The organism is Azonexus sp. MM2026_4, from assembly GCF_055901855.1.
The window spans coordinates 2,097,726-2,110,877 of the sequence record NZ_CM148380.1 but is presented as its reverse complement, the minus strand read 5'-3'; the positions used below and the strand labels follow the sequence as shown (position 1 = coordinate 2,110,877).

Annotated in this window: 13 protein-coding genes; 3 read left to right on the top strand and 10 right to left on the bottom strand. The window is 65.2% G+C overall.

Annotated features, from left to right (window positions below; genetic code table 11):
- Nucleotides 1-3: 3 nt before the first annotated feature.
- The 4 genes from fliI to fliF are packed head-to-tail and all read right to left on the bottom strand — an operon-like array spanning nucleotide 4 to nucleotide 4,851.
- The gene (gene fliI, locus AC0KWY_RS09880) at nucleotides 4-1,422 is read right to left on the bottom strand and encodes a flagellar protein export ATPase FliI (protein ID WP_474029472.1); all 1,419 of its coding nucleotides are present in this window, start codon (nucleotides 1,420-1,422) and stop codon (nucleotides 4-6) included.
- Nucleotides 1,407-2,120, bottom strand: coding sequence for a flagellar assembly protein FliH (locus AC0KWY_RS09875; protein WP_474029471.1), 714 nt, complete (start codon nucleotides 2,118-2,120; stop codon nucleotides 1,407-1,409). Before AC0KWY_RS09875 ends, fliI begins: the two co-directional genes overlap by 16 nt.
- Nucleotides 2,121-2,123: 3 nt before the next feature.
- Nucleotides 2,124-3,122 (bottom strand): flagellar motor switch protein FliG, encoded by a 999-nt coding sequence (gene fliG / locus AC0KWY_RS09870; RefSeq protein WP_474029470.1) that lies wholly within the window; start codon nucleotides 3,120-3,122, stop codon nucleotides 2,124-2,126.
- The gene (gene fliF / locus AC0KWY_RS09865; RefSeq protein WP_474029469.1) at nucleotides 3,112-4,851 is read right to left on the bottom strand and encodes a flagellar basal-body MS-ring/collar protein FliF; all 1,740 of its coding nucleotides are present in this window, start codon (nucleotides 4,849-4,851) and stop codon (nucleotides 3,112-3,114) included. Before fliF ends, fliG begins: the two co-directional genes overlap by 11 nt.
- A 107-nt stretch (nucleotides 4,852-4,958) precedes the next feature.
- Between fliF and AC0KWY_RS09860 the strand changes: the two genes are divergently transcribed.
- Genes AC0KWY_RS09860 through fliE form a run of 3 tightly spaced genes read left to right on the top strand, consistent with a single transcriptional unit; the run spans nucleotide 4,959 to nucleotide 7,873 of the window.
- Nucleotides 4,959-6,131: a sensor histidine kinase gene (locus tag AC0KWY_RS09860; protein ID WP_474029468.1), complete on the top strand. Its 1,173-nt coding sequence runs from the start codon at nucleotides 4,959-4,961 to the stop codon at nucleotides 6,129-6,131.
- A 15-nt stretch (nucleotides 6,132-6,146) separates the two neighbouring features.
- A complete protein-coding gene (locus tag AC0KWY_RS09855; RefSeq protein ID WP_474029467.1) occupies nucleotides 6,147-7,499 on the top strand; it encodes a sigma-54-dependent transcriptional regulator in 1,353 nt (450 codons plus the stop codon).
- 47 nt (nucleotides 7,500-7,546) lie between these two features.
- Nucleotides 7,547-7,873: a flagellar hook-basal body complex protein FliE gene (gene fliE / locus AC0KWY_RS09850; RefSeq protein WP_474029466.1), complete on the top strand. Its 327-nt coding sequence runs from the start codon at nucleotides 7,547-7,549 to the stop codon at nucleotides 7,871-7,873.
- 12 nt (nucleotides 7,874-7,885) lie between these two features.
- On the opposite strand, the gene AC0KWY_RS09845 is transcribed toward fliE, so the two are convergent.
- The 6 genes from AC0KWY_RS09845 to fliD are packed head-to-tail and all read right to left on the bottom strand — an operon-like array spanning nucleotide 7,886 to nucleotide 13,123.
- The gene (locus tag AC0KWY_RS09845; protein WP_474029465.1) at nucleotides 7,886-8,677 is read right to left on the bottom strand and encodes a flagellar brake protein; all 792 of its coding nucleotides are present in this window, start codon (nucleotides 8,675-8,677) and stop codon (nucleotides 7,886-7,888) included.
- 22 nt (nucleotides 8,678-8,699) lie between these two features.
- Nucleotides 8,700-8,996, bottom strand: coding sequence for an EscU/YscU/HrcU family type III secretion system export apparatus switch protein (locus AC0KWY_RS09840; protein WP_474029464.1), 297 nt, complete (start codon nucleotides 8,994-8,996; stop codon nucleotides 8,700-8,702).
- A complete protein-coding gene (gene fliK, locus AC0KWY_RS09835) occupies nucleotides 8,962-11,001 on the bottom strand; it encodes a flagellar hook-length control protein FliK (RefSeq protein WP_474029463.1) in 2,040 nt (679 codons plus the stop codon). The genes AC0KWY_RS09840 and fliK overlap by 35 nt, the downstream gene beginning before the upstream one ends.
- Complete coding sequence (locus tag AC0KWY_RS09830; RefSeq protein WP_474029462.1) at nucleotides 10,998-11,264, bottom strand: hypothetical protein; 267 nt, start codon at nucleotides 11,262-11,264, stop codon at nucleotides 10,998-11,000. Before AC0KWY_RS09830 ends, fliK begins: the two co-directional genes overlap by 4 nt.
- Before the next feature lie 38 nt (nucleotides 11,265-11,302).
- On the bottom strand, nucleotides 11,303-11,722 hold the full coding sequence (gene fliS, locus AC0KWY_RS09825; protein ID WP_474029461.1) for a flagellar export chaperone FliS: 420 nt from the start codon (nucleotides 11,720-11,722) through the stop codon (nucleotides 11,303-11,305).
- A 45-nt stretch (nucleotides 11,723-11,767) separates the two neighbouring features.
- Nucleotides 11,768-13,123, bottom strand: a complete 1,356-nt coding sequence (gene fliD, locus AC0KWY_RS09820) for a flagellar filament capping protein FliD (protein ID WP_474029460.1) — start codon at nucleotides 13,121-13,123, stop codon at nucleotides 11,768-11,770.
- Between the last annotated feature and the right edge of the window lie 29 nt (nucleotides 13,124-13,152).

Here is a 13,152-nt window from a genome sequence, read left to right as displayed (position 1 = left end):
GGCTTACATGAAAAGCTGGGCCAGGTGGGCGACCCCGGTCTGGAAATCGGATTTCTCGTCGATCCGCTGCTGCAGGAAGGCTTCCATGTTCGGATAGTTGGCGACGGCCTGGTCGAGCACCGGGTCGGAGCCGGGAACGTAGGCGCCGACCGCGATCAGGTCGCGCGAGCGCTGGTAGCGCGAGAACAGGACCTTGAAGCGGCGGATGTTGTCGAGCTGCTGGTTGTCGATCAGGTTGACCATGGCGCGGCTGATCGACTGTTCGATGTCGATCGCCGGGTAGTGGCCGGCATCGGCCAGGCTGCGGGTGAGCACGATGTGGCCGTCGAGGATGGCGCGCGCCGAGTCGGCGATCGGGTCCTGCTGGTCGTCGCCTTCGGCGAGCACGGTGTAGAAGGCGGTGATCGAACCGCCGCCTTCCGGCCCGTTGCCGGCGCGCTCGACGAGTTGCGGCAGACGAGCGAAGACCGACGGCGGATAGCCGCGGGTGGCCGGCGGTTCGCCGATGGCCAGGGCGATTTCCCGCTGCGCCATGGCGTAGCGGGTGAGCGAGTCCATGATCAGCAGGACCTGGCGGCCCTGATCGCGGAAGTATTCGGCGATCGTCGTTGCGTAGGCGGCGCCCTGCAGGCGCATCAGCGGCCCGGTGTCGGCGGGGGCGGCGACGACGACGGAACGCCGCCGGCCTTCCTCGCCGAGGATCTGTTCGATGAATTCCTTGACTTCGCGACCGCGCTCGCCGATCAGGCCGACGACGATCACTTCGGCTTCGGTGTAGCGCGCCATCATGCCGAGCAGCACCGACTTGCCGACGCCGGAGCCGGCGAACAGGCCCATGCGCTGGCCGCGGCCGACGGTGAGCAGAGCGTTGATGGCGCGGATGCCGACGTCGAGCGGGTGTTCGATCGCCGCCCGGCTCATCGGGTTGATCGGCCGGCTCTGCAGCGGCCGGGCATGCGCGGCGTGCAGCGGCCCCTGGCCGTCGAGCGGGCGGCCGACGCCGTCGACGACGCGGCCGAGCAGTTCGTCGCCGACCGGGACCTGCTTGGCGCGGTCGATGGCGCGCCGCTTGAGGTAGCCGGGCTGGTCGATCTGCGGCGCCGGGCTGGGCACGTCGAAGGGAACGACGCGGGCACCGGGCGCCAGGCCGAAGACTTCATCGGACGGCATCAGGTAGAGCTTTTCGCCGGCAAAGCCGACGACTTCGGCTTCCACCGGGGCGCCGATGGTCGGGAAAATGCGGCAGGTGCTGCCAAGTGGCAGCTTGAGTCCGGTGGCTTCCATGACCAGGCCGTTGATCCGGGTCAGGCGACCGCTCGGCCAGAGCGGCTGCGCGTTGCCGGCGGCGAGCCGGCAGCCGTCAAGGAATTTCTGCCAGCGTCCGCTGTGGTCGACCGAGGCGTCGTTCAACGGAGCAGCCATCGTTCCGGATCGACACCGATCGCTTCGAGCACCCGCTTCCAGCGCGTCGCCAGGTTGGCGTCGATTTCGCTGTGGCCGGCCTTGAGCAGGCAGCCGCCGGGAGCGATGGCGCTGTCCGGCACCAGCTTGAGGTTGCTCTGGGCGACCAGTTCGTCGAGCGCGTCGCGCAGGTGGTCGAGGTCGTCCGGGTTGGCGTGCAGGGCGATGCTGCCGTGATGCAGCGGCAGCGCCTGCAGCGCTTCGCGGATCACCGGCAGCAGCAGCTCGCGCTGGGTTTTCAGGCTGCTGCCGACGACTTGCGCGGCAACTTCCAGCGCCAGGTCGAGCAATTGCTCGGCGACTTCCTGATCGAGGCGGTTCAGGGCGTCGCGCAGGGCGCCTGTCATTGCCGCCAGGCGGGCGACTTCCTGCTCGCGCGCGGCGAGCGTCGCCGCTTGAGCGGCTTGCAGGCCTTCTTCGTAACCGGCGCGATAGCCCTCGTCATGGGCCTGTTCGTGCATCTGCTCGATTTCGTCGGCGGTCGGCAGGGTGAACGAGGTAGCGTCGACGCTTTCGCTTTCCGCTTCCGGCAGCGTTGTGCCCGGCGCGGCTTCCGCTTCGCGCGCGGGCGCCGCCGGCGGCGCGGCGGGAGCGTCGAAGGCGTTGGCTTGCCAGCGCTGGTAGGCGGCCAGTTGTTCCTTGGGAATGACGCCAGCCATGCCTTAGATCATCTGCTCGCCGCCGGCGCCGCCGAGGACGATCTGTCCTTCGTCGGCCAGTCGGCGGACCACCTTGAGGATTTCCTTCTGTTCCGCCTCGACTTCGGAGAGGCGGACCGGACCCTTCGACTCGAGATCCTCGCGCAGCATTTCCGCGGCGCGTTGCGACATGTTCTTGAAGATCTTCTCGCGCAGTTCCGGCGAGGCGCCTTTCAGCGCGAGGACCAGCGAGTCGGACTGGACTTCGCGCAGGATCATCTGGATCGAGCGGTCGTCGATGTCCATCAGGTTCTCGAAGACGAACATCTCGTCGAGGATCTTCTGCGCCAGGTCGGGGTCGTACTCGCGGATCGCGTTGACCACCGAAGTTTCGTTGGCGGTGCCGATGAAGTTGAGGATTTCGGCGACGGTGCGCACGCCGCCCATCGCCGTCCGCTTGATGCTGGCCGAGCCGGAGAGGATGCGCAGCATCGCTTCGTTCAGCTCGCGCAACGCCGACGGCTGGATGCCTTCCAGGGTGGCGATGCGCAGCACGACGTCGTTGCGCAGGCGCTCGGTGAAGTGGTTGAGGATTTCGCTGGCGTGGTCGTGTTCGAGGTGAACGAGGATGGTGGCGATGATCTGCGGGTGCTCGTTCTTGATCAGGTCGGCGACGGTCTGCGCGTCCATCCACTTCAGCCCTTCGATGCCCGAGGTCTCGCCGCCCTGCAGGATGCGCGAGATCAGGTTGGAGGCCTTGTCGTCGCCGAGCGCCTTGGTCAGCACCGAGCGGATGTAGTTGTCGGTGTCGACGTGGACGGCGGAATGTTCCTCGATGTCCTTGTGGAAACTGTCGAGCACGGCTTCGACCGTGGTCCGCGGTACCGACTTGAGGGCGGCCATCGCGTGGCCGAGCTTCTGCACCTCGCGCGGGCCGAGGTGCTTGAGCACTTCGGCGGCATGGTCCTCGCCCAACGCGATGAGCAAGGTCGCGCTCTTTTCCAGTCCGTCTTCAGCTGGCATTGGCGCCCATCCATTCTCTGATGATGTTGGCTACCGCCTTGGCGTCGTTCTGTGCCAGGTCGCGGGCCTTTTGTACCTTGACCGCGTAATGGTCGATCTGCACGGCTTCCTCGTCTTCCGCCTCGTCGCCGGTGGCGCCGGGATGGCCGGCGGTTCCGGCGGCGCCGGCGGCCTCGCTGGCCTTGGGCGGCGGCGGGAACATGGTCTTGAGCGCCGGCTGGATGATCTTGAAGTAAAGGAAGGCGATGATGGCGGCAATCAGCAGGTATTGCAGCGATTCCTTGCCAATGCCCAGTAGTTCCGGGTCCTTCCAGACCGGCAGGCTGATCTCTTCCTTCTCGACGGCGGTGAACGGCGCATTGGCGACCGAAATCGAATCACCGCGTTCCTGGCTGAAGCCCATCGCTTCCCGGACGAGATCGTTGATCTGCTTCATCTCGCTGTCGGCGAGCGGCTTGGTGATGTCCTTGCCGGTCTTGGCATCGACGTCCTTGCGGTGATTGACGACGACGGCGGTGGTCAGGCGGCGGACCGCGCCCATGCCCTGTTTGGTGTGGCGGATGGTGCGGTCGAGCTCGAAATTGAGCGTCGAGTTCTTGGCCGTGCTGATCGGCTGGCCGGCAGCGTTGATCGGCGCGGTGATGCCGGCAGCGTCGATGCTGCCCGGCACGTTGCCCGGTCGCTGGCCGGGCGCCCCGGTGTTACCGGTGGCCGGGGCGGTCAACGGCGCGGTGGCGGGCACCGGCGGCTGGTTGGTCAGGGCGCCGGGCACGCCGCCGGTGGCTTCGTTGACGCTGGCGGTTTCGTTGTTCTGCCGGCTGCGGATCGCCGTCGTTTCCGGCGTCGCGTTCGGGCGGAAGGTTTCGGCGGTCTGTTCGCTCTGCGAGAAGTCGATGTCGGCCGCCACCTGGACCTTGAAGTTGTCGGGGCCGAGGACCGGCTTCAGGATGTCCTCGATGCGGGCGACGATGCCGTTCTCGACCTCCCGGACGTATTTCAGCTGGGTGGCGTCGAGGCCGGCTTCGGTCAGCTTGTTCTTCAGGGTCGACAGCAGGCTGCCGTTCTGGTCGAGGATGCTGACGTTGCCGGGTTGCAGTTGCGGCACGCTCGAGGAGACGAGATGGGTGATGCCGGCGACCTGGGTGCTGTCGAGGGCGCGGCCGGGATAGAGGCTGAGCATCACCGAGGCGGTCGGCTTCTGTTCCTCGCGGACGAAGACCGAGGGTTTGGGGATCGCCAGGTGCACGCGCGCCGCCTGGACCGAGCCGATCGACATGATGGTGCGCGCCAGTTCGCCTTCCAGGCCGCGCTGGTAATTGACCTGTTCGGCAAACTGGCTGATGCCGAACTTCTGGTTCTCCATCAGTTCGAAGCCGATCATGCCGCCGCGCGGCAGGCCTTGCGAGGCGAGCTTCAGGCGCACTTCGTGCACGCGCTCGGCCGGCACCATGATGGCGCCGGTGTTCGACATGCGGTGCGGAATGTTCTGCTGTTCCAGGGTGGCGACGATGTTGCCGCCGTCGCGCTCGTCGAGGTTGGAGAAGAGAACCTTGTAATCCGGCTGCCGGCTCCACAGAATGGAGCCGACGATCAGCGCGACGATCGCCGCGATGGCGACGGCCAGCCCGATCTTCTGCCGCTCGCTGAGGCGATTGAAGGCCTCGCGCAGGCGCTGCACCTGGCTTTCAGGGGGTGCATTTCCTGCGGTGGTATCGGTGGTTGCTGCCATCAAGTGCCGGGTCGATCAAAGAGAAACAGAAGAAGAATCAATCGGGAAGCCAAATTTTCCTAGAAATATTCTACTATTACCGGCGCCGAATGCACCCGATCATTTTAATGACAAACCCTCCGAGCCAGGCCGCCGAACCCGTTGTGGCCGATAAAGCCGCCGAATTGCAGCGGGCATTCGCCATGTTCAACCAGGTCTCGGCCGAGCTGACCCAGGCTTATGAAGCCCTGCAGTCGCGGGTGACTTCGTTGACCGAGGAACTGGCCGTCGCCAATGGCGAATTGCGTCGCCAGTACCGGGAAAAGGAGGCTCTGTCGGAGCGCCTTTCCTCGCTGCTCGACGCCCTGCCGGCGGGGGTCGTGTTGCTCGACCAGGGCGCTCGGGTCACCGCCGTCAATCCCGCCGCCATCGCCATGTTCGGCGAGGCGGTGCTGGGCCGGCACTGGGGCGACGTGGTCGGCCAGTCGCTGGCGCCGACGCTGACCGTCGGCGAGTGGTTGCTCGGCGAGGCGCGGGTGTCGATCGCCGAAAGTACGCTGCCTTCCGGCGATGGCAAGTTGCTGCTGATCCACGACATCACCTCGGCGCAGCGGATGAAGGAAGAGCTCGAGCGCAGCCAGCGGCTGGCGGCGATGGGCGAAATGGCGGCATCGTTGGCGCATCAGTTGCGCACGCCGCTGGCGGCGGCCCTGCTCCATGCCTCCAACCTGGGCCAGCCGGGGATCAGCGACGAGGTCCGCAGCCGTTTTTCGGAGAAGGCGACCGGTCAGTTGCGGCGACTCGAACGGCTGATCCAGGATGTCCTGCTCTTCGCGCGCGGCGAAAGCATCGGCCACGACGTGATCCCGGCCGGCGAACTGCTGGCCGACGCGGCGCAGACGATGGACGCCCTGATGCGCGAACATGGCATCGAATTTGTATTGGTCGACCACTGTGCTGATGCGAGAATCGTCGGCAGCCGCAAGGCGCTGTTCGGCGCCCTGGTCAACCTGCTGGAAAACGCACTGCAGGCGACGCCGGCGGGCGGCAAAATTTGCCTGACCGGCAATTTTTGCAAGGACTGGCTGACCTTGTCGGTGCGCGATACCGGGCCGGGCATTGCGCCGGAGAAGCGGGGGCGCATCTTCGAACCGTTCTACACGACCAAGGGCCAGGGCACCGGTCTTGGCCTGGCCATCGCCCTCGGCGTGGCGCGCGCGCATGGCGGGACGATCGAAGTCGCGCCGGCCAGTGGCGAGGGCGCCGAGTTCGTGATGACGCTGCCGGTAGCGGCAGCCTGAAATGAAAGTGAAGCAATGAGCGAACATAACCTGCCGGTTCTCGTCGTCGAGGACGATCCCAGCTTGCGCGAGGCGATCGGCGACACGCTGGAACTCGCCGGCCGCAGCTATCGTGCCGTCGATGGCGGCGAGGCGGCCTTGCGCGCGCTCGACGAAGAGGCCTTCTCGATCGTTGTCAGCGACGTGCGCATGATGCCGATGGACGGTATCACCCTGCTCAAGGAGATCCGCGCCCGCCTGCCGCACCTGCCGGTGCTGCTGATGACCGCCTACGCGGAGGTGGACAAGGCGGTCGATGCGATGCGTTCCGGCGCCTGCGATTTCCTGCTCAAGCCTTTCGAGCCGCAGGCGCTGCTCGCGCATATCAACAAGTACGAACTGGCGGCGACCCGCGACGATGGCGGCGTGATTGCCGAAGACCCCGGCAGCCGCGACCTGTTCGCCATCGCCGGGCGTGTCGCCCAGACCGATGCGACGGTTCTGCTCACTGGAGAATCGGGGGTTGGCAAGGAAGTGGTCGCTCGCTTCATTCATCGAAACTCGGCCCGGCGCGATGGTCCTTTCGTCGCCATCAACTGTGCGGCGATCCCCGACAGCCTGCTCGAGGCGACCCTGTTCGGTTACGAGAAAGGCGCCTTCACCGGGGCGCAGCAGGCGCAGGCCGGCAAGTTCGAACAGGCACAGGAGGGTACCTTGCTGCTCGACGAAGTCACGGAAATGCCGCTGGGCCTGCAGGCCAAGCTGCTGCGCGTGCTGCAGGAAAGGGAAGTCGAGCGGGTCGGCGGCAAGAAGCCGGTGGCGCTCAACATCCGCATCGTCGCCACCTCCAACCGCGACATGGCGGAAGCAGTCGCTCGCGGCGTCTTTCGTGAAGACCTCTACTACCGGCTCAACGTTTTCCCGGTGGCGATTCCGGCCCTGCGCCAGCGACCGCTCGACATCGTGCCGATCGCCCGCCATTTCATCGCCGAGCATGGCAGCCGCTTCGGGCGCACCGGCATGCGGCTATCGCCGGCGGCGGAGCGGGCGCTTACTGCGCATGCCTGGCCGGGCAATGTCCGGGAGCTGGAAAACGTCATCCAGCGCGCCTTGATCCTGGCGCCGGGGCAGGAGATCGCGGCGGAACACCTGAACCTGCCGGCAACGGCCGCCTTGCCGCTGACCCCGGCAAACAGCGCCGGACAGCCGGTTGCCGCGAAAAACGGCGATAATAGGAACATCAAGGATCTCGAACGCGAGCACATCCTGCAGACGCTGGCCGAAGTCGGCGGTTCACGCAAGCTGGCGATCGAGCGTCTGGGGATTTCCGAGCGGACCTTGCGCTACAAGTTGCAGCAGTATCGCGAGGAAGGGCATTACCAGGACTGATGTTGGCCTGCTTCTTGCTCGGAATTGCCTGCGAAAAGGAGTGACAGATGGACACCAAGGGTATCGAACAGATGTTGAGCACGTTGCGGGCAACCGCCGCGCAGGCTTCGAGCCTGCCCGCTGCCGGCAATGCCGGCACGACGGCTGGCGTGACCGATTTTGCCGAGGTGCTGAAAAACTCCATCGACAAGGTCAACCAGGCCCAGAAATCGGCCAACCAGATGGCGGAAAAACTTGCCGCCGGCGACAGCAACCAGAATCTTCACGAAGTGATGATTGCCCTGCAGAGCGCCAGCGTTTCGTTCCAGGAAATGGTCCAGGTCCGCAACAAGCTCGTCACAGCCTACCAGGACGTGATGAACCTGCAGGTCTGAGCGCTCGCCGGATCAGGTGTAGCCGTTCAGGCGGGCCTTGTTTTCGCGTTCCTGTCGGGTGATATAGCGCTCGATCAGGGTCAGCCGGGTCCCCGGCAGGTTGAAGAACTCGCAACCCAGCCTTAACTGCGGCTGGCCGTCGTGCATTTCCAGTTGGGCCAGTTCGCGCACCCGGAGATTGACCGAGAGCACGCTTTCGCCGGGAATGTCCAGGCGGCAGTCGGCAAACAGTTCGCCCAGTGAAAACTTTTCCACCATCTCGATCGGTGCTACCAGGCAGACCCCGCCGCCGCTGATGTCGTGCAGCGGGAAATCGAAGACTTCGCTGCGGCCGTCGCCGTGCTGCCGGATCAGGCGGCAGCGCAGGGGGTTGAGCAGCGGCGTCTGGATGCGGAAGAACTCGCGGCGCTGCAGGCGCAGCATTCTCTCCGGCAGGAGGCTGGTCAGCGCGTTGCGATCTTCCCAGGTGTCGGGAAGCAGACGCTGCAGGTGGAACTGGATCTTGATCCGGTCCAGGTTGGCGCACAGTGTGGCGACGCCGGCCTGTACGGCTTGCTGCAGGACTTCCGCCTGGCGCGGAGCGTCGATCACGATGCTGCGCCGGTTCTCGTCGACGGCCAATATCGTGCTGAGGAAAAACTTTTCGCCGCGATCGAAGTAAACGCTGACAAATCCCCCCTGTTTGGTCAGCGCGCGCAGATTGCGCAGGATTTCCAGCGGGTTGTTCTGGATGAACTGGCCGAACTGGTCGGGTTGGTCGATTTCGAATAGGGTCGTGGAAGCGGTGTTGCTGACGGTGGGCATGGTGGCGCTTTGCTCGATCGGGTTAGACCTTGGGCGGTTCCGGATGCTCGCCTTGTTCGATCCGGTACAGCCAGGCCAGTAGTTCGGCTACGGCCATGTATAACTGCGGCGGGATGTGTTCGTCAATATCGACCTGGGTCAGCAAGGCGACCAGTTCGGCCGATTCGTGCACATAAACCCCATGTTCCCTGGCTTTGGTGATGATCTGTTCGGCGATCAGCCCCTTGCCCTTGGCGACGACGCGAGGGGCGGCATCGGTCTGGCTGTAGGCCAGGGCGACCGCTTCACGCAGCGGATTCGGTTTCGGGGAGTGGTTCATGATCGACGCGTATCTGGCCGATCGACAGACCGGCATCTTCAAATTGCCGGCGCAACTCGGCGAGGCGTTCCTGTAGCTGCGTCGCGCTCGCCGCATCGCCGGCGGCGATGCGCAGGCTGATCTGTCCCGAGCCTTGCAGCGAAATCCTGGCATCGACATCGCCGAGAATCGGTAGCGACAGTTTCAGGCGGGTTTGCCAGCGCTTGCCTTCCTCGTCGCCGCCGCGGCGGCTATCCGGATCTTCGCCGATTTCCCACCACAGATTCTGCCCCGGCCAGATCTGGCCCTGCCAAGCGTAGTTCTGATTGGCCAGGCCATCGAGCTGTTGCTGGACGAGCGGGGCGATGTCGCGCGGAATCCCGGCCGGGCCGGGGGGCAGTCCCGGTGCCTGGGTTTTTTCGGCCAGCGCCGTCGAAGCCGGGGCGGTGGCCGGCGGGGCCTGGCTTCGTCCGCTGTCCCGGCTGCTCTCGGCAAGGTTTGCCGGTCCGCTGGCGCTAGGCTTGGCACTTGCCGCCTGGTCACGGAAGGGCTCGGCCGTCGGCGTCGGGTTTGGCAGAGCCGCCTGTTCACGCGGGCCGCTGGCGGGCGGTGGCGATGGTGGAGAAGAGGGTAAGGCAAGGGGCGAGGTGCTTGCGGACGGTTCGCCGCTTTGCGCTGTCCAGGCGGTTCTCGGGGGAAACGCCTCGTAGACCAGATGGCCTTGCCTGAGCAGCGGCGGTGGCAAGCCGCCGGTGGTTTGCCGAGCGGCTTCCGGCACGCCTGCTCCCGGAAGTGCTGGCGGGGGCGAATTGGGGGCGGCAGGGCCTGCTGGCGATGCCGGGTTGCCAGTGGCCTGCGGCAAAGCGCCCGGCGTGACCTGCGGCATCGGGGCTTGGGGCGTGGCATTGGCTGGGGGCGGCCCGGCAGGCGTGGCAGCATTGGCCGGGGCGGCATAAGGCGCTGCGGTCGAGGCTTGCGGAGACGGTTGCGAAGACGGTTGCGAAGACGGTTGCGCGCCGGATGCCTGGCTGGGCGGCGTCGCGGCCTGACCGGGAATCGACTGGGTAGGCGAGTTGGCCGTGGGTTGCTGTGCAATGCCCTGTGCCGGGGGGGGCTGTGGCGGACTCGACTCGTTAGCGCCGGCGGGGGGCTGCGTGTTGCCGGGAAGCTGGCTCGGCATCGCCGCGGTCGTCGGTGAATTGGCGGGCGCCTGGGCGCTGCCGCCCGCTGCCGGGAGCGATGTTCCGGCAGTGCCGGGGAGGAGCGGGTTCGCGGAATTGGCACCGGTGGGCGCTGCGCCGCCGGGGAGACTGGCTGGGGTGGCCGCTGCCGGGGCCTGCCCCGAGGGGTTGTGGGCCGGTTGGGCGGCGCTTTGCCCGGGATTGTTTCCCGCGGTCGGCGGCATTGCCGGGGCGGGTAGCCGGCCTTGCGGTTCCTGACGCAACTGCTCGGTCGGCAGCCGGCCGGCGGCCCAGCGCGCCTGGTGGGCTTCGTAAAACATGCCGCTTTGCGTCAAGGCCTGCTTCAGTACCGGGACCAGTTGGGCGGCATCCTTCGGCATGTTCTGGACCAGCGCCTGGTTGCCGTTGAGCGGCGCCGCCGGTGCTCGCTTGCCGTCGACCGTCAGTTCCTGCAGCAGGTCGCCGATCATCCGGCCGGTGTTGCTCAGCGAGGTGGAAACCGAGACCGGCTGTTCCTTGGCGGCCGGTTCGCCGCGATTGGCGACGAAGGCGAGGGTCAGCTTGCCGTCGGATTCGGTGACTTCGAGTTCCAGGCTGTCGCCGGCTTTGGCGGAGAACGGCAGGGAAAGGGTGATTTCCCGCTGGCCGACCATCGCCCGATAGGTGCCGTTGGCCTGCATGCCCTGGATTTCCGCCATGATCCGCTGGCCCGGCACGAGGTTGCCAAGGACGTCGGCGATGCGCTGGGTAGCTGCAACGGGCTGGGTTTGCTGGGGCTGTTGGGTCGCGCTGTGCGACTCGGTCAGTACCGAGCGTAGCGAACTGGCGACATCCGGCGGAATCATGAGCTAGATTGCGGCGGGCGATTTTTCGTGAAGGCTTGCACCAGGGGCGCGATTTGCGCCTGACGTTCGCGGCATTCGCCGATGGCCTTTTGGAGCTTGTCCTGCAGGCTGGCGAGTTGAGTGGAGGAGATTGCTCGTTGTCCGATCAGGGCCGGGTTTTTGACGGCCTCGAGCGCTTGTAGAAGAGCCGCCTGCTGGTCGGCGACAGCGTCCCAGTTGCCTTCGCGCAGCAGTTTGAGAAGTGCGTCGAGCGCAATGGACAAATCGCTGAAAGCGCTGCTTCCTTGCGGAATCTCGTCGTTCAGGGCTGGGTTCCTCCGGTCGAGCCCTGCTTCCTCAGGTTGTCGCCCATTTCGCGCCAGGCACCGCCAATTTCCGCGAGCAGTTTCTGGACTTCGGCGATGGCGCGTTCGTCCTGATGGATGTTGGCATAGATCAGCCGGCTCACCATGTATTCGTACAGCGCACTCAGGTTCTTGGCGAGGTCGCCGCCATGTTCCTGATTGAGACTGTCCGCCAGACCATGGGAAATGATGTCGATGGCCTTGATCAGGGCGTCCGAGCGGCCACGGATGTCCTTCTGTTCGAGGCAGGCTTTGGCCTTGAGCAAGGCGGCATCGGCGCCGTCGAACAGCAGGACGATCAGCCGGTGCGGATCGGCACCCAGGATGTCGGCATCTTGGCCGATCTGCTTGTAGGCGTTGGGTGAACTGGCGAACATGGTTTACTGGCTCATTGAAGCTGGGTTGCAACAGTATAGCGAGAGTTAGCCGCTCGATGAACTCAGGGCTGCGAATGTTTGCGTGAGGTAGCTGCTGGTCGTGGACATTGACGATACCAGAGTGTCCAGAGCGGTGAATTGAGCCCGGTAGCGCTTTTCGATCAGTTCCAGCCGCAATTCCATCGCTTCCTTGTCGTCGGCGAAGCGGGCCGAGGAAGTCGTCAGACCATTGACCCGGTTGCTGACCACGCCGTCGCTTCCCTGGAAGTTGGCGAGGGCATCGCCGAAGGCGTTGCCGTAGGCGTTCAGCGTCGTGATGACGTCGCCGGAATTTTCGCCCAGGGCCTCTTGCAGGGCTGCGCTATCCAGCGACAGCTTGCCGTTCGACTGGATGGAAATGCCGAGGTCGGAGAGCGCCTTGAAGCTGCTGTCGGCGACACCTGCCGGTTCGGTGGTTCTGGCGTCGCCCAGGGCGGTCAGGATGCTCCGCGCCGCGCTGTCGCCGGAAAAAGCGCCGCCGACCTTGGTCGTCGAGTCGTAAGTCGAGTTGGTCTTGATGTCGTCGACGACCGCGTTGAAGGCATCGACAAAGGACTGCACCGAGGAGACGATGCTCGCCTTGTCGGTGGCTACGGTCAGCGTGGTGCTGCCGATTTTGCTGGCGGTGATGTTCAGGCCGGAAATCGAGCTGGAAAAGCTGTTGGTACTCGAACTGACGTCGATGCCATCGATCTTCATCAAGGCATCTTTGGCATCGGAGCGGGCAAGACCGGCGGTGGTTATATCGAAACTGCCCAGCGCCGCCTGGCTGCCCGAGGCGGTCATCGTCGAATTCAGGCTGAAGCTGTTGCTGGCGCCGCTATCGTCGCCGGTCAGCACCATGCGTTGTGTTCCGGTGGCCGTGGTGACGACCGTTGCCGTCACGCCGATCTTGTTCTCGTTGATCTGGGCGGCAACTTCTTCCAGGGTATAGGTCGCTTGCCCGGTCAGGCTGATCGATTTCGCCTGGCCGGCGACCGTGAAGTTCAGGTCGCCCTGGTCGAACGTCGTTCCGGCGGCATACTCGCTGGTGAAGCTTTTCTGGGCGCTGGCAAGTTGCGTGACCTCGATGCCATAGCTGCCTGCGGCGGCATTGTAAGCCGCGCTGGCCGATACGATCGAGGTGTCCGCTGCGGTGGCCGAGCGGCGCTGCAGGCTGGACTCGAAACTGAGCGTGGTGCTGCGGGTCTCCAGCGTTGACAGCTTCGATTTCAACGTTCCCCATGCCGAAAGCTTGGCTTCGGTCGTGGTGATCTTGCTTTGCAGCATGTTGAGCGGGATTCTCTCCGCGTCCATGATCTTGGTCAGCATGCTTTGCAGGTCAACGCCTGCGCCGATACCGAGTGAGCTGTAGCTTGCCATGATGGTTTACCCCGAAAAGATCGGACGGA

Excerpts from the sequence above, each read along its gene's own strand:
- AC0KWY_RS09840 (WP_474029464.1), bottom strand. The coding sequence starts at position 8,996 with ATGAACCACTCCCCGAAACCGAATCCGCTGCGTGAAGCGGTCGCCCTG.
- fliG (WP_474029470.1), bottom strand. The coding sequence starts at position 3,122 with ATGCCAGCTGAAGACGGACTGGAAAAGAGCGCGACCTTGCTCATCGCG.
- AC0KWY_RS09845 (WP_474029465.1), bottom strand. The coding sequence starts at position 8,677 with ATGCCCACCGTCAGCAACACCGCTTCCACGACCCTATTCGAAATCGAC.
- AC0KWY_RS09860 (WP_474029468.1), top strand. The coding sequence starts at position 4,959 with ATGACAAACCCTCCGAGCCAGGCCGCCGAACCCGTTGTGGCCGATAAA.
- AC0KWY_RS09855 (WP_474029467.1), top strand. The coding sequence starts at position 6,147 with ATGAGCGAACATAACCTGCCGGTTCTCGTCGTCGAGGACGATCCCAGC.
- fliF (WP_474029469.1), bottom strand. The coding sequence starts at position 4,851 with ATGGCAGCAACCACCGATACCACCGCAGGAAATGCACCCCCTGAAAGC.
- fliE (WP_474029466.1), top strand. The coding sequence starts at position 7,547 with ATGGACACCAAGGGTATCGAACAGATGTTGAGCACGTTGCGGGCAACC.
- fliD (WP_474029460.1), bottom strand. The coding sequence starts at position 13,123 with ATGGCAAGCTACAGCTCACTCGGTATCGGCGCAGGCGTTGACCTGCAA.
- fliI (WP_474029472.1), bottom strand. The coding sequence starts at position 1,422 with ATGGCTGCTCCGTTGAACGACGCCTCGGTCGACCACAGCGGACGCTGG.
- fliK (WP_474029463.1), bottom strand. The coding sequence starts at position 11,001 with ATGATTCCGCCGGATGTCGCCAGTTCGCTACGCTCGGTACTGACCGAG.
- fliS (WP_474029461.1), bottom strand. The coding sequence starts at position 11,722 with ATGTTCGCCAGTTCACCCAACGCCTACAAGCAGATCGGCCAAGATGCC.
- AC0KWY_RS09875 (WP_474029471.1), bottom strand. The coding sequence starts at position 2,120 with ATGGCTGGCGTCATTCCCAAGGAACAACTGGCCGCCTACCAGCGCTGG.